Source organism: Streptomyces sp. NBC_01237, from assembly GCF_035917275.1.
GTDB lineage: Bacteria > Actinomycetota > Actinomycetes > Streptomycetales > Streptomycetaceae > Streptomyces.
This window is the reverse complement of the sequence record NZ_CP108509.1, coordinates 23,935-48,518: the sequence shown is the minus strand read 5'-3', so window position 1 is coordinate 48,518 and position 24,584 is coordinate 23,935. Positions and strand designations below refer to the sequence as shown.

Here is a 24,584-nt window from a genome sequence, read left to right as displayed (position 1 = left end):
CGCGCACACGGCCAACACCGATCCTCCGCTTGCCGTAACCGCCCCGAACCAGACCCTGTCAGCAACTCGCCCGCCCGCGACCACGCCGACGAGGTGTTCCGACAAGGCCACCAGGGCACCGCTGCCTGGGCAGCCTGGCTCGCTGGTGCACGACAACCCTGGCTTGGAGAAGCCACCGCTGGAGCAGACAAGCAGACCGCATTGCGCGAGACCGATGAGCCTCTGTTCGGCGCGCAGAGCGATGGTCACCGTGCTGGTCGACCGGCTCTACGCGCAGGGTGGCGGGGCGGTGTGGTTGAGGTCGCGCCAGGCACGGGGGGAGAGGCCGTATGTCTGTTTGAATACTTTGCTGAAGTGGGCGGCGTCAATGAAGCCCCAGCTGTGCCCGATCGCAGCGATCGTCCGGTATCGGGCATTGGGGGTGGCCAGTTCGCGGCGGCACGCCTCCAGGCGGTGGGAGCGGATCCAGTCGCCGAGGGTGATGCCCGACCGGGCCAGCAGCGTGTACAGGCGCCGGACTGAGATGTTGTGCGCCGAGGCGATTTGTGCGGCCGATAACTCACGATCACACAGGTGTTCCCGCATGTATCGCATGATCCGAAGGTTGAGCGTTGCCTCCAGTGACTCCTGGGCCAGGGGCGATTCGCCCAGCTGGGAGACGACGGCTGCGCGGAGGAGTTCGATGCTGGGCTCCCTGACCGCCTGGGCGTGCCGTTCGTGATGCAGCCCGTCCGTTACGGCCAGCCGGGAGAAGTACGCGAAGGCGAGGGCGGCAACGGGATTGTCGGGGGCGAAGGTGACCGCGGTCATCTCCCGCAGCGATCGCTCGGGCAGCTCGAGCGCGGCGCGGGGGAAGCGTAGGAAGTGGTGGTCGACACCGGTATCGAAGGCGAGCGTGTAGGGGCGGGATGTCTCGTAGAGGACAAACTCTCCCGGCTTCAGCACAGCTTGGTTGTCGTTCTGCGCTGCCAGGCTGGTGCCGGTCATCTGGAGGCCCAGAAAGACGAACGGCTCAGTGTCCTCCCGCGCCAGCCGTTGTGTCCGCCGTATCGTCAGGCCGGTCGCCTGCCCCGAGCAGATGCCGATGGAACCGACCGTGTTCAGCTTGACCTTGACCGAGATTTCCTCCGGTGAAGGATGGTGGTCAATGTCGATCCGCACGACGGATTCCCAGACAGCGTGCCGGACCGCCTCCTCCCGGTCCCCCGCCAGCATGGGCGAGGTGTCCAAAGTCATGCTCACAGAACGGCACCACCCGGCAACGCGGCTGGCGTGATCCTCTGGAACACGGGGCGTCTACGCCTGCGGTCGCTCGGACTCGGTGGACATTGGCTAGGGGAGACCGAAGCCCGCGTCGCACAAGCGGCAGGCGAATGGGCCATGCGGAAGAGAGCGGGACGACATATGTCATTCGGCTCGGCCCACGTCCTGCGGTGCCGTTCGTCCACTGGGCTGTCCCCCCTCAAAAAATGACGTGTCCTGCCACCATCATGTCCGTGCCTGCCACGGTGCTCAACAGGGGACTGGTGAGAACAAGACGGCTTTCTACATGCTGAGTTGGGGTGGACCGCCTCTACAGGGTGTGGGCGGTGGGCTGGATTGTGCCGGTCGAGTTGAGTGGCAGGTCGCTTGCGCATCGTGGTGCGCCGTACTCGCCGTCCACCGCACCGCGGTGCGCGCATGGAGGTGATGATGCGCGCACCGGTCGGCCCTGGTGCGCGCACCCAGCGCACCGTCTGCCCGAGCCTGTGCGCATCGCTTGGCTGCCCCACCGAAGCGCGCCCACCGGACCCGGACCTCGTGCCCAGTTCGCATGATCCGCCGCACACATAGGACGTGCATACTGTGCATATGGGATTTCGAGGGGACTGAAGTCAAGGGGGCGTTTGGTACGGGGACTTTGCTCGATCCGGCCTTCCATCGCAGCACCCCGCGCGCCGTCCGGAACGCGCCGCGCGCGCCATGACGCGCACCGCCAGGCCGTGGTGGGCGCACCCGTCGGCCCGCCAGCTCGGGTCGGTGCGCGCACCGACCGCATCACGATGCGCACCGCCACTCCCGGTATTGCGCACCACCGCACCCGAAGTGCGCGGCGGGCGCACCACCAGCCCGGGAGTGGACGCCATCGTGTGGAGTGGAGTGCACCCGATGGCCGCCACCGCACCCGATGTCCGGACGATGCACCGCATCCGATGCGCGACATCGCGGTGGGAGTGCCCTGCATTGCCTCAGGAGTGCACGACATCGCGATGGGGGAGTGCACAGCATCCGATGCCCCACCGTCGTTGGAGGCAGTGCATTGTTCCTTGACAGGGTTCGCTACCTGCGACATCCCGCCCGAACAGGACAGCGCCTGGGGAGGAGAAAACTCCGTCCCCGGGCGCCGTCCCGGATCCCACTGAGCTCAGGACGCCACAGCCGCTGGCCACCGGGCGGCGTCGCTGCGGACGTCGGCGAGGAACTGGCTCACCTGATCGACCTCCTGCATGACTTCGATCAGGAACCCGGCCGTGATCCGCGCGGTGTGCGCCCCGTTGCCGCTCGCGAGGCACCACCGCTTGAGGTACCTGCTCGCCACCGCCACCAGCTTGTCCATGACGTACCCGGCCTCGCAGCTGGCGTGTTCGTCGGGCACGACGGCGAGGTGGTCGGCCAGCCGAGGCGGGCTGGAGTGCAGCGAGCGGGGACCGCCGTCTCTTCCGTGCGCAGCGGTCCTAGTCGACCTCGGTCCGGGTGACTGGCAGGGCATCACGGTCGCCATCTCCATGGGGACTCATGACCGCCGGGGTGGGGAATTACGTGACGCTCAGATCTCGAAGCCTGGGGAAATCCGTGACCGCTCACAGCTCCACCTGACACGTCACTCACGCACATCAATGCGCCCACCAGGTCCGCTACCAGGACAGACCTGACCTCGCAGTCTCACCGCAACGCTCACTCAGACAGAGTTACACCCAACGAAGATTTGGGGCGTCCCCCGCATCACTGCGTGGGACGCCTTAATGGTGGTACGTGCACTGCCCGGGCGAGGCAGGCACCTGGTTCTCCCGCCCCGCCCGAAACCTGCTCAGCGCTGGTTGAGGCCTTCCTCTACGAGCGGGTCCGGGTATCCGAATTGTCTGCCGAGCGCCACGAACGCGTCGCGGCTGCTCGCGTCGACCGCCACGTAGTACGCCTTCATGGCTCGCAGGAACAGCCGGTAGCCGAGGTCGGCGCAGACGTGGACGACCACCTGTTCCAGCGCAGGCACCAGTCCTGTCTGCGGCAAGGAGTTGAACTGCTGCCCCGCCTCGTCCGCCAGGGTCAGATCAGCGACGACCCCGCCCATCGCCCGGACCACGGCTGCGCGCAGTGTGTCGTCCGTCACCGGATCGGCAGCAGGCGGAACGAACCTGGGAGCACACCGGAACTCGGCGGACAGCCAGGCAGCTTTGATTTTCTTCAGCCAGGCCCGAGGACCGACGTCCTCCTTGCACGGGTCGAACACGTGGTCTGTGGAGCCGACCCAAGCCGTCCGTATCGTCTCCTCGGCCAGCGCGGAATCCAGCAGACGACGCACGTCGCGGCCCAGTTGCAGTGCCGCCGGACCGTCCAAGTCCGTCACCGACCGCTCGGCGATCAGGACCATGGCGGAGACCGGCCCCCGCTCGACGAGGCAGTCAAGTTCCGAAGGAAGCAGGTCGGTCATTTCCCCACACTGTTCCGAAAGCCAGGAGAGACCGGTCTCGTATGTCATGTATACTCCGGATAAGCGGTGTAGACGACCCAGGTCCTGGGCTTGGCGTGCCCCTTGGCGAACTTCAGCTCGATGTGCACGACGTTGCCGACAGCGGACACCTTGCGGACCGCCCTTCACCCACCTCCGCCCGAGGGAGTCGCCGTCGAGTCCGACTACGAGGGAGACATGGCCCGCCAGATCGTCCGCCAGGCGTGGGAACAGCTCCAGCGCAGCGGCGAAGCCCGCGGCCTCCTTAAGCCCATGGTCCTGGAGGTTACTGCGAAGGTCGGCAAACGCCTCCGGGCCGAGCCGATCGCACAGCTCTAGGAACAGGGCCTCATCCACCACGTCGGCATCCACCCGAAGCTGGAGGACCAGATGGTCACCTGGGTTGCTGGCATGGACTCCCCGGACCGCACGGACGCCGGAGTCCCTGACCGAGCGGGCCGACCCTGACCAGCTGGACACAGGGATCAGCAGTCTCGACGACAAACGCCTCGACGGCAGGAGGTGAGGGCGGTTACGGCCCCAGTAGCGATACGGGACGGCGTCGGGCCTCGTGACACGTAAAACTTGACGCAGTTCGCCGTCACGGATGCAAGTTATAAGAGTCGACGCTACGGTGGGCACACGTCACTTGACAGTGGATAACGGTGTGAGTGGCGAGGTTGTAACCGTGGATGGTGCGCCGACCCCAGCTCTGGCAAGGGAGAGGTCGACGCCCACCTGTGCCGGCCTCGGCCGTTAGAAGTGGTTCCAGCCGCTGATCAAGATATTGATCAGCAGGAGCCAGAGCTTCTTGCGGTCGGGGCCGTCTTCTCGCCCCTTGCGGGGCTTTGCGTGTCGGCTCATGAAGCCTCCAGTCGCAGTGCACCGAACACCTGCCACCGTCGATACGGTGGGCGAGGTCGATGCCCGGCGACCCGAGGCTTACGCGACACGACACGCGTTCCCGCTGAGATTACGCACTGCGATCACAACTCCGCCGCGAGTTGCACAAATCAGGGATGCAGTTTTCGTTCATCGGGGATTGACCTGCTGTTACGCTCCCGCGCCATGGGGACACAGGGGAGGGGCCTCATCGTCGCAGCCGTGGCGGTGCTGCCAGCGCGTTCGCTCCGACTTCTTCCACGCCCAGGCCGATCGCCACGATCAGGTGCACAAGGCCGCGTACTCCGCCGACCTCTCCGGCACGTCTTCACCGGCCTCCAGCGCCGCGCGCACCACCGTGGGATGGACCGCACCTCGGTAGGGCCGCGCCGCCAACACCTCCCCGACCGCCGCATACAGAGCGTCCTGCGCCTGCTCATAGCCCCGGCCGCGCCCCGCGCGACCTCCAGCACCTGCATCGGCCGGCGGTCCGGTTCGTGGCCCTGCCGCTCGGATGAGGTCTCTTCTCGCGGGAGCGCCGCCGCTGGGGGCGCCGTTTGGGCGGCCGGGGTGCGCACGCCGGCGAGGTGAACGTGAAGCGGGCCGCTCTGTCTGCCCCGGTTGCGGGACGGCGTTCACGGACAACTGCTGGCGCGTCGCCGACCCGGGCAGCTGGTAGGGCGGCCTGGAGGTACGCGAACCCCTCTGCCGGACCACTCACCTGCGGCGTTCGCCCTGTTGTGTCCCGCGTCCTGTTCTTCTGTCTGGCGCACGGCCTTTTACTCCTCGGCTCTGTGGCGTCGAGTGCGTCACCGTGTGTGCGCGCTGGCCGTCGCATCCACGATGGTGGGCGGGATTCCTGCCCTGACCTGGCAGGCCGCGGCAGTGCCCGCAGCCGCTGAGAGCGTTTCCCCGGTTTCTGGCTCGGCGGAGGCTCGGGCTTCCGCCGAGGCGGTTGAGTCGGGTGAACGTGTTGAGGTCGTGGAGGAGCGCACCGAACGGGAGACGGTGTTCGCGAACCCCGACGGAACGACCTTCACGCTGGACAAGGCGATCAGTCCGGTGCGGGTCGCTCTGCCGGACGGTGGGTGGACGAGTCCGGATGCCACTCTTGTGAAGAAATCCGACGGGTCGGTCGGTCCGAAGGCCGCTGCGGTGGATCTGTCGTTCTCTCCCGGAGGCAGTGGAGCGGGTCTGGTCACGATCGCTGAGGGAACACAGTCGGTATCCCTGGGCTGGCCGGGTACTCTGCCCGCTCCTCGTCTGGAGGGCGAGCGTGCCGTCTATGAGGACGTGCTGCCGGATGTGAATCTGATCCTGACCGCGACGGTGGAGGGCTTCCGCCAGGTGCTGGAGGTCGAGACTCCGGAAGCGGCCGCGAACCCTGCCCTGGCGAGCATCGAGTACCAGCTGGGAGCCGAGAATCTCACCGTGCAGGCGGGCGCCGGCGGGGGCGTGGACGCGCTGGACGGCAATGGACAGACCGTGTTCCGCTCTCCGGCCGCGCAGATGTGGAACTCCGCCGGAGGGAACACCACCCCCGCGGCGGCTCGGCAGTCGCTGTACCTCGCCGAGTCCGCAGACACCGGCGCGTCCGAGCCGGTACCGGCAGGCCCGCCCGGGGAGGGTGACCCGCTGGCCGGTCCCGGAGCGGGGGACGAGTCCTCGGTCCTGGACATTGCGGTCGCGGAAGGATCGGTAACCGTCAAGCCCGACACGGACCTCATTGAGGCAACGAGCAGGGCGGACTTCCCTCTCTACATCGATCCGCCGGTCGGTCTGGACGATTCTGAGCGCACCGTGCTGTCCTCGGACGGCGATGTGTTCTGGAACTTCTCCGGTGGCAAGAACGGCATGAGCGTCGGCAAGTGCGGGTCCGCGGTGATCGGCGGGGTCTCCTACTACTGCGGTAACGGCTATGTGAACCGCATGTACTTCGAATTCGCCCCAGGGAACCTGAAGGGCAAGCACGTTCTGGACGCCACGTTCAGCGTGACGGAAACCTGGTCGTTCTCCTGCGACGAGCGATGGGTCGATCTGGAGCGCACCAGCAATATCTCCTCGTCGTCGCGGTGGCCGGGGCCGAAGAAGCTGGACCAGATGGGCGACCGGAATGTCTCAGCCGGGCGGGGCGACAACTGCAAACCGTCACAGCCGCGTGCCCCGATCGAGTTCCACGACTATGCGCCGGAGCCGGACGAGAACCTGACACCGACTGTCCGCAGTTTCGCGGAGGGGAAGTTTCCCCGTCTGACGTTGATGCTGATGGCCAAGGACGAGTCGGACACCATCGCGTGGAAGCGGTTCGACGACGATGCGGTCCTGAGCGTCACCTACGTCGGCAAGCCGGCCAAGCCCAGTGCCATCGGTCTCGTCACCGGAAACACCTCGGTGTGCAAGACCGTCGAGTCCGCCCCGGCGATCGCCACCGATCCCACCCCTGCCCTGACCGCAACAGCCCAGACCGAGGCGGGCGGTGAGTCGGGAGCCGCACTGCGGGTCGTCATGGCACTGGACAAGAAGACCGGCACCACTTGGACCAAAGCCATCGGTGACATTCTGGCGCCGTCCAGTCCGGTGGGCGACAACGTCAAGATCACCGCGTCACCCAGCACGAACCTGGAGGAGAACGCTCTCTACCGCTACCGGTCCTGGACCCGGTCGTACTACGGCAGCGAACACCTGGCGGGGCCATCGAACGGCTCGACGACCGGATGGTGCTACTTCAAGGTCGACAGCACCGCTCCCAAGCCTCCGACCATCACCTTCAAACCCGGCAACCCGTATTCGCTGTGCACCGCGAACGACTGTGTCCCCGGAGGAAAGCCCGGCCAGAGAGGAACATTCACCCTCGGCCCGGCCGCCGGTGACGTCAACACGGCCTACCGGTACAAGCTGTCCACGGACACGGCCTGGTCCAGCTACCTGCCCGGGGCGACAGTGGACATCAACGCGGTACCGCCCACGTCCGGCACCATCGTCCTGGAAGCCGAAGCGAAGGACAGCTATGGCCCCGGCGAGGGCAACACAGTCGAGTTCGTCGTCAAGGAAGGCGACGGGCCGGTCGGCCGCTGGAACTTCAGCGAACCCTCCGGGGACGCGGTCGACTCCTCCACCACCGACCCCAGCCTGCGGGACAACGCGGCACTGACCGGCGGAGCCACCCGCACCAATCAGGGGCGCCGAGGCGAAGTCACCGTCACCCCGGCCACAGACACCGCCCCCGCGGTCAGGACCACGGACAGCGGGCTCAAGCTGAACGGCACCACGGGCTACGCAGCCACCACCGGCCCGGTCATCGACACCCGGGCTTCCTACACAGTCGCCGCATGGGTCCGCCTGGACGACATCGCCAGCCCCACTTCCACCGTCCTGAGCCAGGACGGCACCAACCGAAGCCCGTTCCTTCTCAGCTACGAATCCACCATCAAGAAGTGGTCCTTCCGCGAGGCCAGCACCGACGCCCCTGCAGGGACGCCGTGGACCTACCAGAAAGTGGCCTCCAAGAACCCCGCAACCCCCAAGGTATGGACCCACCTGGCCGGAGTCTTCGACGCGACCGCCGGCACCATCAGCCTCTACGTCAACGGAGAGCCGCAGGGCAGCACCCCGTTCACAACACCGTGGGCTGCGAACGGCCCGCTCCAGATCGGACGTGTCCACTGGTCCGGGACACACACCGACTACTTCCCCGGTGTCATCGACGAAGCGGCGGTCTGGCAGGTAGCACTGACCAAGGAACAGATCGCGCAGGAGAGCTCGCTGCTCGACGCGTACAAGAAGCCTTCCGTCGAGCTCGTTGCCGCGTGGAAGCCCGCAGGCGCTCAGGGCACGTCACTCAGTGACACCGTCTCGGGCTACAGCCCGTCCCTCGCCCTGTCCTCGGGGGCATCCCTCGCCGATGACGAACTGGTCCTGAACGGCACCACGGGCGCCGCAACCACACCGGGGCCGTTGGTGGATGACTCCGGTTCGTTCACGGTGACCACAGAGGCGGTCGTCGACGAGGCGAAGATCCTGGCGAAACCGGATCACTACAAGGCGCAGATTCTCGGGCAGCGCACGGCGACCGGTTCGTCGTGGAGCCTGTGGTTCGAGAAGACCGGAAGCCGGCAGGAACCCGAGTACGACGAGAACGGCGACCGGGTCCTCGACGAGAACGGTCTGCCCGTATCGAAGCCCGTTGTGGTGGGCCGCTGGAACTTCGGCCGCCTCACCGCGGACGGCACCGGAGTATCCGTCGAGAGCAAGGACGAGGCCGTCCTGGACTCCGAGGCCCGCCTCACCGGTGTGTACAACGCCCAGGACCGAACGATCCAGCTCTACGTCACCTCGGACCGCCAGACCAGCGACGACGTGCAGTACACCGCCGAGGTCGGCACCGGCGAGCTCTCTGTCGGCAAGGGATACCTCGGCGCCTGGGGCAACTACCTTCCCGGCCGGCTCACCGACATCCGGCTCTGGTCAGGAGCGCTCAGCGACGGCACACAGGTCGCCGACGTCGTCGGCACCTGAACCCCACCGCCCCGGCGCTTCGCCACCGGCGGGGCCGGCCATCACCGCCGGCCCCGCCCCACCCTGCCCCACGCCGCTTTGCGCCACCGCCACCCTGCTGCGCTGCCCGAACCAATGGCGGTCGGCCGTTCCCGGAGAGAAGACGTGTCCGTGTCCAGATGGTTCCCCTCATTCGTGAAGCGACGCAGCAGACGACGCCCCACCCCTGCTGCCGGGGCGTTTCGGATACCCGTGGTCGGAGTGCTGGCCCTCGCACTGTCCGTGCCCGCGGCGCTGACGCCGGTGGCTGTCGCCGCGGACCCTCTGGGCCGGCCCGGCCTCCCCGCTCCCCGGGTCAGCAAGGTGAAGACGGTCAACGCCCTGGGGGCGAAAGAAGACCGTGAACGGGTGGCCAAGAACAAGGCTGCCAACAGCAGACAGGCCGCCCAGGCACGCAGCCGGCATGCCACCCACTGGCCGAAGGCATCCACCAGAACAGAGAAGATCGACGGCACACCCGGTCGGGCCACCGTATCCGTCACCACACCGCCCCGTGCCAAGGCCAAGGCACGCAACGCACAGCAGGCCGGCGCTGCCACCGGTTCCGCCACAGTCCGCGTGCTCGACCAGAAGACTTCCCGCAGGGCGGGCATCACCGGCGTGGTGTTCACCGCCGCCGCGGAGTCCCCGGGCGCCGCCGGCATCACCATCGACTACGAGAAGTTCGCCGACGCCATCGGCGGAAACTGGGGCGCCCGCCTGGGCCTGGTGTCCCTGCCCGCGTGCGCGCTGACCAGCCCGCAGAAACCGCAGTGCCGCACCCAGACCCCCGTCACCCACCGTAACAACGGCGCAGCGCAGACTGTCTCCGCCCAGGTCAGCCTCCCCGCCGTCACCACTACGGACACCACAGCGTCTGCCGGCGTGTTCGCCGTGACGGCGACCTCACGGACGGCGGCTTCCGGCGCGGGCGACTACAAGGCCACCCCGCTGGCGGCTTCCTCCGCCTGGGAAGCCGGCGGCTCGTCCGGCTCCTTCACCTGGTCCTATCCGGTCACCGTGCCACCGGCGGCTGCCGGTCCTTCACCGTCGCTGTCGCTGTCCTACGACTCGGGCAGCACGGATGGCCGGACCTCGAACACGAACAACCAGGGTTCCATGGCGGGTGAGGGGTTCGACCTCACCTCCTCCTACATCGAGCGCAAATACGGATCGTGCGAGGACGACGGCCAGGCCGACAAGTCCGACCAGTGCTGGAAGTACGAGAACGCCTCCCTCGTCCTGAACGGCAAGGCCACCGAACTCGTCAAGGACGACACCACCGGTGTGTGGCGTCTCAAGAATGACGACGCCTCCCAGGTCACCCACGAGACCGGAGCAGACAACAGCGACGACGGCGACGACATCGTCGCAGGCAAGGGCGACGGAAAGGGCGAGTACTGGAAGGTCGTCACCGGTGACGGCACCACGTACACCTTCGGCCTGAACAAACTTCCCGGTGCGGGCACCGAACGCACCAACTCCGTCTGGACCGTCCCCGTCTTCGGAGACGACTCCGGAGAGCCCGGATACTCCTCCGGCACCGGTTACTCCGGCCGCGCCAAAACACAGGCATGGCGCTGGAACCTCGACCTTGTCACCGATGTCCACGGCAATGCATCCACGTACTGGTACAAGGCGGAATCGAACCACTACGCCAAGAACGGCGACAAAACCGAGCTCGCCTCCTACACCCGCGGCGGCTACCTCGAAGAGATCAGGTACGGACAGCGCTCCAACACCCTGTTCACCGGCAACCCCTCCGGCAAGGTCGAGTTCACCTACAAGGAACGGTGCACCGCCGCCGACTGCCCTTCACTGACCGAAGACACCGCCGACAAGTGGCCCGACGTCCCCTTCGACGCCATCTGCAGCGCCGATGAGACCGAATGCCTGCCCAAGGGACCGACGTTCTTCACCCGCAAGATGCTCACCGGCATCAACACGAGCGTCTGGTCCACGGCCGCCGAGCCCGACGCGTACAAGCCGGTCGACACCTACGCCCTGAGCTACCAGTTCCTGGACGGCGGGGACATCGGCAACCCCTCCGACAAAACCCTGACCCTCAAGTCGCTCCAGCGCACCGGGAAGAACGGCGGCACCATCGTCGTACCTCCGGTGGAGTTCGGCTACCACATGCGGCCCAACCGCGTCGACGCCACCGACAACATCCTCCCGCTGACCCGCCCCCGCATCAACACCATCACCACCGAGACCGGCGCCATCACCACCGTCACCCTGTCCGACCCCCAGTGCGTACGCGGCAGCAAGATGCCCACGGCCGAGGACGACAACAACCTCTCCTGCTACCCCGTCTACTGGCCCGTCAACGGCGGCGACCCACAACTCGACTGGTTCCACAAGTACAACGTCACCTCCGTATCCACCTCGGACCCGGCCGGCCAGAACGAAGCGGTCGAGAACTTCTACACCTACGAGAACCCCGGCTGGCACTACAACAACGACCCCTTCACACCGGCGGACGAGCGGACCTGGTCCAATTGGCGCGGCTACCGGAAGGTCACCACCTACACCGGCGACACCGCCCACCCCCAGTCCAAGACCGTCCGCCAGTACATGCAGGGCATGCACGGCGACAAACGCCTAGACAGCACCGCCACCCGCACTGCCACCATCCCCGGGATCGACATCGCGGGCCTGGACGTATCGGACGCCACCGACCACAACCAACTGGCAGGGTTCCTGCGCCAGGAACTCACCTACAACGGGACCCAACCCGTCTCCGTCGCGGTCAACAACATCTGGAACAAGGAAACAGCCAGCCAGCAGCGCTCGTACGCCAACACCAAGGCGCACTTCGTCCGTACCGCACGTTCCTACGCCTACACCTACCTCCCCGTCAGCAACACCTGGCGCCGCAGCTACACCTCACACACCTACGGCATGGTCACCCAGACCGAAGCCGTAGGAGACCAGAGCAAAACAGGTGACGAAACCTGCACCCGCACCTGGTACGCCCGCAACCCCGACAAGGGCCTCACCAGCTTCGTCTCCCGTACCCGAACCATCGGATCCGCCTGCCTGGACACAGCCGGAGCCGTCATCACCGACGACAAACTGAACCTCCCCGCGAACACCGACAGCCGCGGAGACGTACTCTCCGACACCGCCGTCGTCTACGACAACCCCACCGCCACCGGCTGGACCGCTTCCCAGACCCCGACACTCGGCCTCCCCACCTGGACCGGCAGAGCCAAGGCCTACCCGGCCGCCGCCGGAACCAGCGACCGCCACCCACCCGTCAACGGCGGCTGGCAAAAGGTCACCAAGACCACCTACGACACGGCGACCGCAAAACTGGGACGCCCCCTGACCGTCGAGGACGCCCAAAAAAACGTCACGTCCTCCACCTACTACCCGGCCGCAGCCGGCCCCCTCACCACCATGGTGGTCGCCTCCCCCAAACTCACCTCAAACGGCCAGATCCACAAGAACTACACCTACATCGACCCGGCACGCGGATCCATCACCGGCACCACCGACGCCGCTGCCAAGGACACCGCGAACGCCTACGACGCACTCGGCCGCATCACCGACACCTGGGCACCCAACCGCACCAAGGGCATCGACACCCCGACAGCGAAATACGACTACAACATCGCCCGCGGCAGCCAGCCCTGGACGTCCGTCGCCACCCTCAAAGCCAACGGCACCAGCTACGAGACCAGCTATGCCATCACCGACGCCCTGCTGCGCCCGCTCCAGACCCAGACCGCCTCGCCCCTCGGCGGCCGGATCCTGACCGACACCCGATACGACTCACGCGGCCTCGCCTATGAGACGTACGCAGACATCTACGACAACCTCGCCGCCCCGAACGGCACATACGCCCGCGCCTCCTACGCCCACACCCCCGCCCTGACCCGCACCACCTACGACGCGGCAGCACGCCCCACGAACAGCACCTTCACGGTATTCGGCGTGGACCGGTGGTCGACCACCACCAGCTACACCGGAGACTCGACCGCCACTACCGCGGTCAAGGGCGGCAACGCCACCCGCACCATCACCGACGTCCTGGGCCGCACCGCGGAGACCCGCACCTACGCGGGCACAGCCCCCAACGACACCGCGTACGGCGCCACGACAGGGACCCCCTACACCCGGGTGAAGTACGACTACACCCGCGACGGGAAGCAGTCGCTGATCACCGGCATCGACGACGCGAAGTGGACTTATACCTACGACCTGTTCGGCCGCCAGATCCAGACGACCGACCCGGACAAGGGCACGTCCAGCACCGAGTACACCGACCTCGACCAGATCAGCCTGACCGAGGACTCGCGCAAGGCGAAACTGCTCTACAAGTACGACGAACTCGGCCGCAAGACCGACCTGTGGCAGACCGAAGAGACGCCCCCCAATCAGCTCGCCCACTGGAGCTACGACACACTCCGCAAGGGCAAGCCGGACGCTTCCACCCGCTACGTCGGCGGCACCACCGGCAAGGCATACACGAAGCAGGTCACCGCCTACGACACCCTCGGCCGGGCCACCAGCACCGATGTCGTGCTGCCCGCCGACGACCCGCTGGTCACCTCCGGTGCAGTGGCAGCCACCACCACCTTCGGCACCGACTACCTTCTTGACGGCACCCTCAACAACACCAAGGAACCCGGCGTCGCGGGCCTCCCCAAAGAGATCGTCGAACCGAAATACAACTCCCTCGGCCTCACCACAGGGCTGTCCGGGACCAACACCTACCTCCTCGGCGTCAGCTACTCCGCGCTCGGCCAGGCCGAACAGCTCACACTCGGAGCAGGCGCCAAGAACACCTACATCACCAACAAGTACGAGCCGGGCACCGGCCGCCTCACCCGCAGCCACGTCACCGACCAGACCCACTCGTACATGCTGCAGGACCTGAACTTCACCCAGGACGACGCGGGCAACGTCCTGTCCATCCTCGACCCCACCACTCTCGGCGGCACCACCAAGGCCGACAACCAGTGCTTCACCTACGACGGCAACCGCCGCCTCACCGAAGCCTGGACCCCCAAGACCGCAGACTGCGCCACCACCGGCCGCACCACCGCCAACCTCGACGGCGCCGCCCCCTACTGGACCAGCTACACCTACAACGACGCCGGCCAACGGGCCACCGAAACCGCCCACGCCGCCGCGGGCGACGCCACCACCACCTACGGATACAAGACACCCACCGGACAGCCCCACCCACTCGTCAAGACCACCGGAGCCAAGACGGCGACGTACGGATACGACGGCGCGGGCAACACCACCAACCGCCCCGGCACCCAGGCCACCCAGACCCTCACCTGGAACACCGAAGGCGAACTGACCTCCACCACCGAACCCGCAGTCGGCACCAAGCCCGCCCTCGGCACGAGCTACCTCTACGACGCCGACGGCGAACTCCTCATCCGCCGCGCCACGGGAGACGGCGACACCGTCCTCTACCTCGGCGCCACCGAGGTACGCCTGACCACCAAGGGCACAACAAAGACGGTCACCGGCACCCGCTACTACAGCGCGGCAGGCCAGAACATCGCAGTCCGCACATCCACGCTCGGCACCCCGGGCAGCAAGATCAGCTTCCTCGCCGCAGACCACCACGGCACCAGCAGCATCGCCACCGACGCCACCACCCAGGCCGTCACCAAGCGCTACACCACCCCCTTCGGCGCCCCCCGCGGCACCAACCCCACCACCTGGCCCGACGACAAAGCATTCCTCGGCAAGCCCACTGACGCCACCACCGGCCTCACCCACATCGGCGCCCGCGAATACGACCCGGGAATCGGCCAGTTCATCAGCGTCGACCCCATCCTCGAACTCGGCAAACACCAGACACTCAACGGATACAGCTACGCCGGCCAGAGCCCTGCCACCAACTCGGACCCCACCGGCACCTGCCTCGACCCGGGCAACGGCCACTGCCAGCCGGGCAACAACAGCGGCAAGCCGGACCCGGCCTTCCCGATCAACACCAACCCGGCACCGAACACCGGCGGTACTTCCGGCAGCGGTGGCGGCGGCGGTGGCGGAGGTGGTGGCGGAGGCGGTAATGGCGGTGGAGGTGGTAACGGCGGCGGAGGTGGTAACGGCGGCGGCGGTAATGGCGGTGGCGGAGGAGGTGTCGGGGGGTGGCTTTCCTCCTTTACCGACGCTCTCGTGGAACAAGGTAGAGAGTTTGGCACCGGCCTGATTGGTGCGGTAGGCGACGAAGTCAAAAACGCATATAACTGCGTCACTCTCGACGGCACATGCACTGAGTATGTGACCGGAAAAATGAAAGAAATAACCGGAGTAGGATTCGCAGAATCAATCATTGCCAGAGGCAGTGAAATTGCTGACGATTTCATTGACGGGAGATCCACAGAAGGAGCAGCCAAGATCACATTCGATGTCGTCCTGGCTGCCGCAACACACAAGATTGCAAAGGTATGCCATAGCTTCTTGCCGGGAACCGGTGTCCTCCTAGCAGACGGCACACGAAAAGACATCGAAGACATCGAAGTCGGCGACACTATAACCACCACCGATGTCGATACCGGAGAAACGGTCAAGAAAAAAGTTGCCCAGACGATCACCACGGAAGATGACAAGGCATTCACTGAAATCTACGTATCCGTAGACGGCGGCCAATCAAGCATCGTAGCAACCGATACACACCCCTTCTGGATACCCGACCTGAAAAAATGGATCCAGGCCGGAGACCTCCAAGCCGGACATCTGCTCCGCACCAGCGCCGGCGTGCACGTCCAGATATCCGAAGTCAAGCACTACACCCAGCGTCAGCGAACCCACGACCTCAGCATCGAGGACGTCCACGCGTACTATGTGTTGGCGGGGGCCACACCGGTCCTCGTGCACAATTGCGGTGTCACTAATGCTGCTCGCGCCGAAGCAGACATCACATCTTCCGTTCGGCCCTCCAAAGCGCGTCCAGCTGTTGCGGAGGCGCTTCAATTGCCAAGTGGGCAGGTTTACTCAAGTCCGAGCGTAAGGGGAACGCCTCCTACGCTGCACCCCATCGTTCAGGATATTCTGGACGATATCCCAGTTATGGAGCGCGGAGTCGGCCACGGAAGCTGCGGCTTGGCCGTGTGTGTTTCACGAGCGCTGACAGATGGGTACAACCCGACAGGATCGTCGGCGGCCGGAGTGATCGTACGTGGGTCGCGAGATAAAGCGATGCACGGCTACCCTGTAGGCCCTTGTAATAGCTGTGTGGCGTTGGAAGACGCCTTCGATCTCAATTTCGTGACCGCGAGGTGATTTAGATGGGAATCTTTTCCGAAGAAGTAAACCGCGTACTACGAGAGGCTGGCTGGACGCCCGATAGGCAGATTAACGCAGAACCGTGGCTGGCGGCCTTCGAGTCTGAGGGTCTCCAGAGGAACCCGGTAGTCAGCGCCTTCCTGGCTGAGTTTGGAGGGCTCGCTGTGCACATATCCGGTCCGGGGATTAGTCGTGCGCGCGAACCATTTGAATTTAACCCCATGCTATGTCTGGGGGAAGAGGACAGGTTTCTCGAATGGGGCGAGGAAATAAAGAAATCTATTTTCCCTGTCGGTGTGCACGACGAGGGGCGTTTCTTCCTTGGGATTGATGAGTGTGGCGAACTGTATCTCATCGAGACGTGGGTGGCCTCCTTCGGTCGTATGCCGGAGGCTATGGGCAATCTGATCCTGGGTGTTCAACCATCCGTTATCAATGATGGAAGTATTTAAGGATCCGAGCCCTGGCCCAGTGAATCGACTAGGATTTCTCCGGTTACAGCGATTGAACTCGTGGTGTCGTAGGGGTGACGGCTGGCCGTTGGCTGCGGTGTCACCGTAGTCATGCGGTATCCACAAGGTGGCGGGCTGACGGCCGAACGGCATCGCGGCCCTGGAGGCGAAGCCGCAAGGGCTGTGGCGGGGGAGCGGAGCGGACCCGCCCTCGCCCACGAGGTGGGCTCCAACTCGGCTGCGAAGCAGCCGAGTTGGAGCCCGGAACGGTGTCGTTTCGTGAGGGTGTAGTTGAGGGGCTGGTTTCGTTTTTTGCTGGGGTATCCCGGTTGGGTTGAGCCTGTGTGAGCGGTCTTGCGGGGCTATAGGCCTGCTGGCGTGGGGTTCTCCCGTTCTCGTTGAGCTTGACTCTGAAGCTCCTATAGATCGTCAAGTCGGGTTGGATGCTGATGGTTCGGTGCTGGATGCGCTGGTGAGGTGGCGGTAGACCTCTCGTGCGACGAAGCGCTTGAGGCATCGGAAGATGTCCTTCGTCTTGAGCCCTTCGAGGGTGCGTCGTGCCACGTAGTCGCGGGTGCGAGGGTCGTGAGCGTGCTGGCCGACTTCCGCGACCGTCTCGCCGAAGGCGACCGCGCTGACCGCCTCCTCGACCTCGTGCTGGCCCGTCTCAAGGAGGCCGGCCTGGTGCGCGAGCGCACCACGCAGCGCACCGACTCCACCCACGTCCTGGCAGCGGTGCGTGACCTGACCCGTCTGGAGCTGGTCACCGAGGCGGTCCGCGCCGCACTCGAAGAAGTCGCCGGTGTGTCCCCTCACCTGCTGGACGAACTGGTCGATGAGGAGTGGGGCCGCCGCTACGGTCGGCCGGTCCGTCTGGGCAGGAACCCCACCAAGCCCACGACCAGGATCTTGACCGCCGGGGACGATGCTGTCCGGCTCCTGGAACACCTCTACCGGCGCGAAACAGGCCCCACGTCCGGCCCCCGCGTCCAGGCCCTGCGCCAGATCATGGTGCAGAACCTACCACCGTGACCAGGCAGGCCGACTGCGCTGGCGCACCGCCGAGAAGGAAGGCGGACCCGGGCTGCCTCCCTCGTCCCGGGCAGTCGTCTCGCCGTACGACACCTCGGCCCGCTACGCGAGGCACGGGCACATCATCAGCTGGAAGGGGTTTGCCGCTCATCTGACGGAGAGGTGCGCTCCCGGCGGCCCGAATGTGATCACGGATGTGGCCACCACCGCGGCCACCACCCACGACAGTCAGGTCCTGCCCGGCATCCACACTCGTCTGGCGTGCCGTGGGCTGCTGCCCGCCGAGCACCTGGTCGACGCCGGCTACACGTCCCTGCCCCACCTGGCACAAGCCGCCCGAGAACACCAGGTCACCGTCACCGGACCACTGCCGGGCAATCCCACCCGCCAGCACCGCCGAGGCGAGGGCTTTGCCCGGGACGACTTCCACATCGACTACGACCGTCAGCAGGTCACCTGCCCTCAGGGGCAGGTCAGCGCGGGCTGGCACGGCCCCTATCCGACTTCCTCGCCCACTGCGGCCCCGCTGATCGTGGCCAGGTTCACCAAGAGTCAGTGCCGTCCCTGCCCGGCCCGCACTCAGTGCACCTCCACCGCGGACAGCGCCCGAACTGTGGGCTTTCCCCCGAAAGAACTCCATGACCTGCAACTTCGCGTCCGCGCGGAGCAACAGACGCCCGAGTGGAAGACCCGCTATGCGGTCCGCTCGGGAGTGGAGGGCACGGTCAACGAGTTCGCCCACGGCCACGGAATGCGGCGCTGCCGCTACCGAGGACAGGGAAAGGCCCACATCCAGCACGTTCTGACGGCCATTGCCGTCAACATCGAGCGCCTCAGCGGACTGCCACCGGCCGAAGAAACACCGACGTCCCGCCGACCGACTGCCTTCCAGCACTACCTCGACCAGCGCGAGATACCCCGGCCGAAGTCCTGGCGAACCCTGGGAACCTGACCGGCACCTTCAAGATCCCCGACAGAGTCAAGCTCACGGATGCTGTCGGGGGAGTGGTCTATCGAGTACGGGCAGGGCCCCGGCGAGATGCCTCGCCGAGGCCCTTGGTCTGCCTTCGCCTCGCGAAGGCCCGGTTCAGGGGTTTCGCCGGCACCGCCTGATGTTCACGGCTGGGTGCGTGGCCCGCTGACAGCCGCTGTTGCCTGCCGGCGTGGGGTCAGGGCGAGGTGACCGTCAGCGGCTGGTAGCCGGACTGCTGTCCGGTGATCCGAACGGTGTAGACATGTCCGGCGGGGCTGGCCGGCACGGTGAAGGCGGCGGCGCGCGCGGCGGTGATCGCCGTGCCGTTGTCGAGCCATTGGAAGCGGTAGCAGGAGCCGGCGGTCCAGTTGGTCGGGACGGCGGTGAGGGTGGCGCCGGCGGTCGGGGTGCCGGTGACGGCGGCGGTGCCCTGCTGGGCCGGCAGCGTGGTGTTGGTGCCCGAGGGGTTGGTCAAGGTGACGGTGACCTGCGCGGTGCCGGTGACGGCGCCGGTCGCGTCCACGCGCACGGACAGGCCGCCGGCAGCGTAGGTCTCCGCGGCCTGGAGCGAGAGATTGCGCGGCGAGGTGGCCTGGGTGATCGCCTGCAGGACGCTCTGGCTGTTCCCGCCCGACAGTGCCTCCACCTTGTCCACGGTGACGCCGGGGACGAAGCCCGTTGCCGCCACGAGCGACTCGGCGTAGTACGCGTCGGCGTCGCGGCCGGACTTGTTGCGCCAGTCGAGGAAGGACGTATCGCCGGTCGTCGGGTCGACGATCTTGAGGCCGCGGGTGCCGTCCTTGGTGCCGCGCCCCCACAGGTCGTACGTGGCGGTGACGTCGTGCTGGCCGCTGCCCAGGCTGAGCGCGGGGACTTCGCATGTCTTGGTGACGCCGAGCCGGGTGCGCTCGAACGCGCCCAGCGCCGTGGACAGGAACGGCCCCCTCCCCGAGAGGCCGATCACGGAGGCCGACATGATCGAGTACTGGTCGCGCCCCCCTTCCTCGACGCAGGTCGTCGTCCCGCCGGACGCCGAGCAGCGCACCGCGTTCGCGTGGTCGAAGCTGAAGTTGACGCGCCGACCAGTGCGGATCGCTTGTTCTGCCACGTCTACGGCCGCAGCGGACCCTCCTCGGATCAGTTCGTGCCCGGCTGGCCCTACTCGTTCGTCGCCGCGCTGGAGTCGGGCCGGACTTCGTGGTGTCAGATCCTGGACACGCTGCGGCTGGGCCCCTCCGACGATGTCGCCGAGGTCACCGCTGCCCAGGTCCGCCGAGTGGTCGAGGACCTCATCGCCATGGGCCGATGGCAGGCGGGTGACCGCGACATCCTGATCGTCTTCGACGCCGGCTACGACGCTCCGCGCATGGCCTATCTCCTGGAAGGACTGCCGGTGGAGGTCCTCGGACGGATGCGTACGGACCGTGTGATGCGCAAGCCGGTCCCAGTGCCGTGGATCTCACCGCCGCAGGGCGGACGCCCGCCCAAGCACGGTAAGGAGTTCCGCTTCGCCAAGCCCGACACCTGGGGTGAACCCGACGCCGCGACGGTGCAGGTCACCGACCGCTACGGCACCGCGCGCGACGGCCTGGGACCGCATTCACCCGAGGCTGACTACGCGCTCGGCATGGATCGACCAAACCGGCGAACTCCCCCTCATCGAGGGAACGTTGATTCGCCTGGAGGTCGACCGCCTGCCCGGCGGCAACGATCCGCTCCCCGTCTGGCTGTGGACGTCAGCCACCGGCCTGGAGGGTGAAGGCGTCGACCTGCGCTGGCAGGCGTTCCTGCGCAGATTCGACTTGGAGCACACCTTCCGGATGATCAAGCAGACGCTGGGCTGGACCTGCCCGAAGTTCCGCACCCCCGAGGCGGCGGACCGGTGGACTTGGCTTATCGTCGCGGCCCACACCCAACTCCGCCTCGCCCGGCCGCTGGCCGCAGACCTCCGCCGCCCCTGGGAGAAGCCGGCCGAACCCGACCGACTCACCCCCGCCCGGGTCCGCCGGGGGTTCAGAAACCTCCGCCCGAACCTGCCTTGTCCGACCCGTGCGCCCAAACCCAACCGGCCCGGTCCCGGCAGGCCACCCGGCTCGAAGAACCGGCACCCCGCCACCCGCTACGACGTCGGCAAAACCACCAGACGCCCCGAAAGCATCATCGAACGCGATCAGCTCAGAGGTGGACCCCAGCCTCAGAAGGGAACAGCCAGCCCGGCCTCGCGCAATCGAAGCAGTGCCCTGCCCATACACTCGGCGACCGAGGCCCCGTCGGCCCTCATCCCACCGTCCAGCGGCCCACCAGAAGCAGCAAATGTCCACGCCGGCTGACCGTCACGCATGCGCTCCGCATCGACCCGGATCATGGCATGGACGCCCTGCTCGCCAAGCCACTCCAGGATGGACAGCGTCACGTCCTCGACGCCGCTGTCCAGGTTCACCTCGGGCCGCCGCCCCGTCCCCTTGGTCATGGCCACGACCCTACTCACCATCTGATCGGGTCGCGTCACGCACTCTCAAGGCGGATCAGACCATAAAGAACAAGCTGAGACTCTGAACGTGCCGTGCCTTCGTCTGCTGGCTGGAGTTCAGCGACGATTTCGATGCCGAGCGCGTAGGCCGGCGCGGCCCGAGGTGAGCAGCGCGCTTTCAGCGACCCCGACGAGGTTGGCGAGAGCGGCTCCGGCGTGGAGTGCGCCGCAGGTGTGCAGTCGGGCGGGATATGCCCGGCCGAGAGCCAGCAGTTGCCCGAAGTGGACGAGTTGCTGCACCCGTGCCCCGAGCGTCAGGGCGGACGGCGACGCTATCCGCCCGAGGCCGCGCAGGCAGGCGATGATCCGGAGCAAGCTCGGGGAGATCGAGCAACGCGTGATCGATCTCGAACATGCCCACCAGCTCATGGCACACGCCCTACTGTGCAGCAAAGCAGACATTCTCACCTGCGCGACGTTCCGGCAGCCGATGGCCACCCGGCGTCCGTCTCTATGAGCGGCCGACGGGGCCATGTGGTGCCTGCTGGTGGCGAGCAAGACTCGATATCGCTGGATACTCTCGATGCGGAACACTGAGAGTGACTTTTCTGGTCAGCGACTCGGGATACAGCGCGCGCCTTGTACCGGCGGAGATCAGATGTTCCGAAGCGTTGGATTCTCAGAGGCCGGACTCTGCGGGACCTGTTCCATGTGTGTGGTGGGCAGTTCGACTCGGACAGTGAGGCCGCCGCCGGGGCGTGGGGTGGCGGTGAGCTCGCCGTGGTGGGTCAGGGTGATCGCCCGGACCACGGCCAGTCCCAGCCCGGTCCCGTCGCTGCGGTGTTCCCGACCGGGCTGGAACGGTTCGAAGAGGGCGGGGATTTCGTCCTGTGCCAATACCGGGCCGGTGTTGCCGACTTCGATGAAGGCAAGGCCGCCGAGGGTGCCGGTGGTCACCGTCGCCGTGCCGTCGCGGTAATTATGCCGCACAGCGTTGGCCAGCAGGTTCAGTGCGATCTGCCGGAGCAGTGAGGGGTCGCCCGCGACCGGGGCGGGCTCTGGGTCGGCGGTGATCCGGATGCCTGCCGTCCGGGCCTCGTCGGCCAGGTCGGCCAAGGCGTCCCTGGCGGCGTCCTCCAGGTCGAACGGTTGCGGCGTCAGCTGTGTGCTCTCGCCGCGTGCCAGTGTGAGCAGTGCCGCGATCAGGCGTTCGCTGCGGGCGTTGGCGTCCAGCGCCCGTTGGAAGGCGGGTCTCAGGTCGGCCGGGACCCGGCCTTGGGCGAGTGGGATCTCCAGGGCGGTGCGCTGGAGGGTGAGCGGGGTGCGCAGTTCGTGCGAGGCGTGGGAGGTGAAGCGGCGCTGGGCGGTGAAGCTGCGGTCCAGGCGGTCGAGCATGGTGTCGAAGGTGTCGCCGAGTTCGCGGACCTCGTCGCGCGGGCCGGTCAGGCCGAGCCGTTCGTCCAGGGTGCTGCCGGTACCGATGCGCCGGGCCGCCGCGGTGACCTGGCTGAGGCGGTGCAGTGAGCGGCTGCTGCCCCACCAGGCGAGCAGTCCGGCGAGTGCGGTGAAGACGGCGAGCAGGAGCAGGGAGCGCAGCAGCAGATCGCTGAGGACGGTGTGCTGGAAGTCTTCGAAGCGCTGTGCGGGACTGGTGAGTGAGGCGGGGGTCGAGGGGCCTTGCGGGGTGGCGGTGGGGATCGGCTCCGTCTGGGCGGGAGCGAGCACGCTCTCGGGTTCGACGCGGTGGCGGTTGTCTTTCAGGAGTTGGCGGGCGCTCAGCCAGTTCAGCAGGAGCAGCCCGCTGCCCAGGACTGCGAAGACCGTCGTGGTCATCAGGGTCAGTCGGCCGCGCAGGGGCAGATCGTGCAGCGAGAGGCGGCGACCGGTCCGGGCCCGGCTCACAGCCGGTACCCGTAGCCGGGGTCGTTGATGATCAGTGGTGGGTCGCCGAGCTTGCGGCGCAGCGAGTGGACGGTGACCCGGACGGCGGTGGTGGCCGGGGCCAGTGCTGCGTCCCACAGGCTGCCCCGCAGCTGCTCGCTGTGGACCGGGGCGCCGTCCGCGGCCAGCAGCAGTTCCAGCACTCCGAGCTCCTTGGGTGTCAGCTTCAGTGGCCGGCCGTCGCGTTCGGCGATCCTGCGCACGGTGTCCAGGCTGACGCCGTGCCTGCTCAGCACGGTGGCACTGCTGCCGGCAGGGGAGCGGCGGCCCAGCGCGCGCAGCCGGGCGATCAGTTCCAGGTACGAGAAGGGTTTGGCCAGGTAGTCGTCGGCGCCCTGGCCGAGGCCGTCGACCAGGTCGGCGAGGGATCCGGCGGCGGTGAGCATCAGGATTCTGGCCGGGTAGCCGGCTGTGTTCAGGGCCCGGCAGACGGCGTCCCCGCTCAGCTTGGGCAGGTGCCGGTCAAGGAGCAGGACGTCGTAGTCGGCGGCGGCCGTCATTTCGAGCGCGCGGGCGCCGTCGTGGGCGACGTCGCAGACCATGCCTTCGGCGCGCAGGCCCTCGGCGAGCATCGCGGCCAGGTCCACCTCGTCCTCGACGATCAGCACTCGCATTCTGCTCCACTCCCCTCGCCGCGCCCTGCGCTGCGCTGTCCTGCCCCGTACCGGCCTGTCCTGGCCCTTCTTGGTCAACGATGCCTCGGCGGGCGTTAGCCGGTGGTTAGGCACGCACTCACTGGTGCGTAACTCGCCGGTCCGTAGAAATGCCGAGGTCGATGTCGACATCCAGCAGGGAGACCACGAAATGCGTACCAAGACCATACGAACCGTACTGGTGGCGACCGCCGTGACGGCGGCGCTGGTGATGACCGGCTGCTCCTCACAGGGCACTGCGCCCAGCGTGGCCGGGGGCGACGGCGCGGGAAAGAGCAAGCCGCAGGACGACGACGCGGTCCGGCGGGCCTGGGTGGACTGCATGCACAAGCAGGGGCAGACCAGCGTCGAGCAGGACAAGGACGGCAACATCACCTTCCCAGCCGCCGGTGTCGACAGTCCCGGCTCGGCCAACGGCCTCGACACGGCGAGCAAGGCCTGCGACGCCAAGGTCCCCGGCATCCACCAGGTCCAGCAGAAGGGTAACGAGAAGTTCGTCGAGCAAGCGCGTGCCTTCGTCGCGTGCGCGCGGAAGCACGGCTACGCGGACATCCCTGACCCCGACCCCAAGACCGGCATCCTCATATTCCCGGCGAAATCTCTCAACAACGCCAAATGGGACGCCATCCAGCCGGCCTGCGGCAAGCTCCCGATGCCCGGCTACTCGATCGGTCAGTGA

Annotated in this window: 14 protein-coding genes and 2 pseudogenes; 8 read left to right on the top strand and 8 right to left on the bottom strand. The window is 66.8% G+C overall.

Translation table 11 applies throughout. The features are described 5' to 3' along the window. Positions 1-267 precede the first annotated feature (267 nt). The 3 genes from OG251_RS36525 to OG251_RS36515 all read right to left on the bottom strand — a co-directional run bounded on the left by OG251_RS36525 (position 268) and on the right by OG251_RS36515 (position 3,688). Positions 268-1,242 carry a helix-turn-helix domain-containing protein gene (locus tag OG251_RS36525; protein WP_326681571.1) on the bottom strand — a complete coding sequence of 325 codons (975 nt, stop codon included), beginning with the start codon at positions 1,240-1,242 and terminating at the stop codon, positions 268-270. A gap of 1,162 nt (positions 1,243-2,404) precedes the next feature. After that, entirely contained in the window at positions 2,405-2,635 is a 231-nt protein-coding gene (locus OG251_RS36520) for a hypothetical protein (protein ID WP_326681570.1), read from the bottom strand. 432 nt (positions 2,636-3,067) lie between these two features. After that, positions 3,068-3,688: a hypothetical protein gene (locus tag OG251_RS36515; RefSeq protein WP_326681569.1), complete on the bottom strand. Its 621-nt coding sequence runs from the start codon at positions 3,686-3,688 to the stop codon at positions 3,068-3,070. Between the two features lie 120 nt (positions 3,689-3,808). On the opposite strand from OG251_RS36515, the gene OG251_RS45060 reads away from it, so the two are divergent. From OG251_RS45060 to OG251_RS36495, 4 genes are all read left to right on the top strand, one after another. Further along, positions 3,809-4,045, top strand: a complete 237-nt coding sequence (locus OG251_RS45060; protein ID WP_442818443.1) for a hypothetical protein — start codon at positions 3,809-3,811, stop codon at positions 4,043-4,045. Positions 4,046-5,569: 1,524 nt separating this feature from the next. Further along, positions 5,570-9,103 (top strand): LamG domain-containing protein, encoded by a 3,534-nt coding sequence (locus OG251_RS36505; RefSeq protein ID WP_326681568.1) that lies wholly within the window; start codon positions 5,570-5,572, stop codon positions 9,101-9,103. Between the two features lie 174 nt (positions 9,104-9,277). Further along, entirely contained in the window at positions 9,278-16,381 is a 7,104-nt protein-coding gene (locus tag OG251_RS36500) for a polymorphic toxin-type HINT domain-containing protein (RefSeq protein WP_326681567.1), read from the top strand. A 5-nt stretch (positions 16,382-16,386) separates the two neighbouring features. After that, positions 16,387-16,836 (top strand): SUKH-3 domain-containing protein, encoded by a 450-nt coding sequence (locus tag OG251_RS36495; protein ID WP_326681566.1) that lies wholly within the window; start codon positions 16,387-16,389, stop codon positions 16,834-16,836. Positions 16,837-17,265: 429 nt separating this feature from the next. Here the strand turns inward: OG251_RS36495 and OG251_RS36490 are convergent. Then, a pseudogene (locus tag OG251_RS36490) lies at positions 17,266-17,424 on the bottom strand (IS110 family transposase); the annotation flags it as partial. Here OG251_RS36490 and OG251_RS36485 point away from each other — a divergent pair. The 3 genes and pseudogenes from OG251_RS36485 to OG251_RS36470 all read left to right on the top strand — a co-directional run. Continuing rightward, positions 17,422-17,868 carry a hypothetical protein gene (locus OG251_RS36485; protein WP_326682814.1) on the top strand — a complete coding sequence of 149 codons (447 nt, stop codon included), beginning with the start codon at positions 17,422-17,424 and terminating at the stop codon, positions 17,866-17,868. The pseudogene OG251_RS36490 and the gene OG251_RS36485 overlap by 3 nt on opposite strands. A gap of 196 nt (positions 17,869-18,064) precedes the next feature. Then, complete coding sequence (locus tag OG251_RS36480) at positions 18,065-18,820, top strand: transposase (RefSeq protein WP_326681565.1); 756 nt, start codon at positions 18,065-18,067, stop codon at positions 18,818-18,820. 775 nt (positions 18,821-19,595) lie between these two features. After that, positions 19,596-21,021 (top strand): annotated as a pseudogene (locus OG251_RS36470) (NF041680 family putative transposase); the annotation flags it as partial. Positions 21,022-21,035: 14 nt separating this feature from the next. Here OG251_RS36470 and OG251_RS36465 read toward each other — a convergent pair. The 4 genes from OG251_RS36465 to OG251_RS36450 all read right to left on the bottom strand — a co-directional run bounded on the left by OG251_RS36465 (position 21,036) and on the right by OG251_RS36450 (position 23,866). After that, a complete protein-coding gene (locus tag OG251_RS36465; RefSeq protein WP_326681563.1) occupies positions 21,036-21,311 on the bottom strand; it encodes a hypothetical protein in 276 nt (91 codons plus the stop codon). Positions 21,312-21,428: 117 nt separating this feature from the next. Beyond that, a complete protein-coding gene (locus OG251_RS36460; RefSeq protein ID WP_326681562.1) occupies positions 21,429-21,686 on the bottom strand; it encodes a hypothetical protein in 258 nt (85 codons plus the stop codon). Positions 21,687-21,965: 279 nt separating this feature from the next. Continuing rightward, on the bottom strand, positions 21,966-23,213 hold the full coding sequence (locus OG251_RS36455) for a sensor histidine kinase (RefSeq protein WP_326681561.1): 1,248 nt from the start codon (positions 23,211-23,213) through the stop codon (positions 21,966-21,968). Continuing rightward, complete coding sequence (locus OG251_RS36450) at positions 23,210-23,866, bottom strand: response regulator transcription factor (protein WP_326681560.1); 657 nt, start codon at positions 23,864-23,866, stop codon at positions 23,210-23,212. Before OG251_RS36450 ends, OG251_RS36455 begins: the two co-directional genes overlap by 4 nt. 190 nt (positions 23,867-24,056) lie before the next feature. On the opposite strand from OG251_RS36450, the gene OG251_RS36445 reads away from it, so the two are divergent. Next, positions 24,057-24,584 (top strand): hypothetical protein, encoded by a 528-nt coding sequence (locus OG251_RS36445; RefSeq protein WP_326681559.1) that lies wholly within the window; start codon positions 24,057-24,059, stop codon positions 24,582-24,584.

Excerpts from the sequence above, each read along its gene's own strand:
- OG251_RS36515 (WP_326681569.1), bottom strand. The coding sequence starts at position 3,688 with ATGACCGACCTGCTTCCTTCGGAACTTGACTGCCTCGTCGAGCGGGGG.
- OG251_RS45060 (WP_442818443.1), top strand. The coding sequence starts at position 3,809 with ATGTGCACGACGTTGCCGACAGCGGACACCTTGCGGACCGCCCTTCAC.
- OG251_RS36495 (WP_326681566.1), top strand. The coding sequence starts at position 16,387 with ATGGGAATCTTTTCCGAAGAAGTAAACCGCGTACTACGAGAGGCTGGC.
- OG251_RS36465 (WP_326681563.1), bottom strand. The coding sequence starts at position 21,311 with ATGACCAAGGGGACGGGGCGGCGGCCCGAGGTGAACCTGGACAGCGGC.
- OG251_RS36450 (WP_326681560.1), bottom strand. The coding sequence starts at position 23,866 with ATGCGAGTGCTGATCGTCGAGGACGAGGTGGACCTGGCCGCGATGCTC.
- OG251_RS36445 (WP_326681559.1), top strand. The coding sequence starts at position 24,057 with ATGCGTACCAAGACCATACGAACCGTACTGGTGGCGACCGCCGTGACG.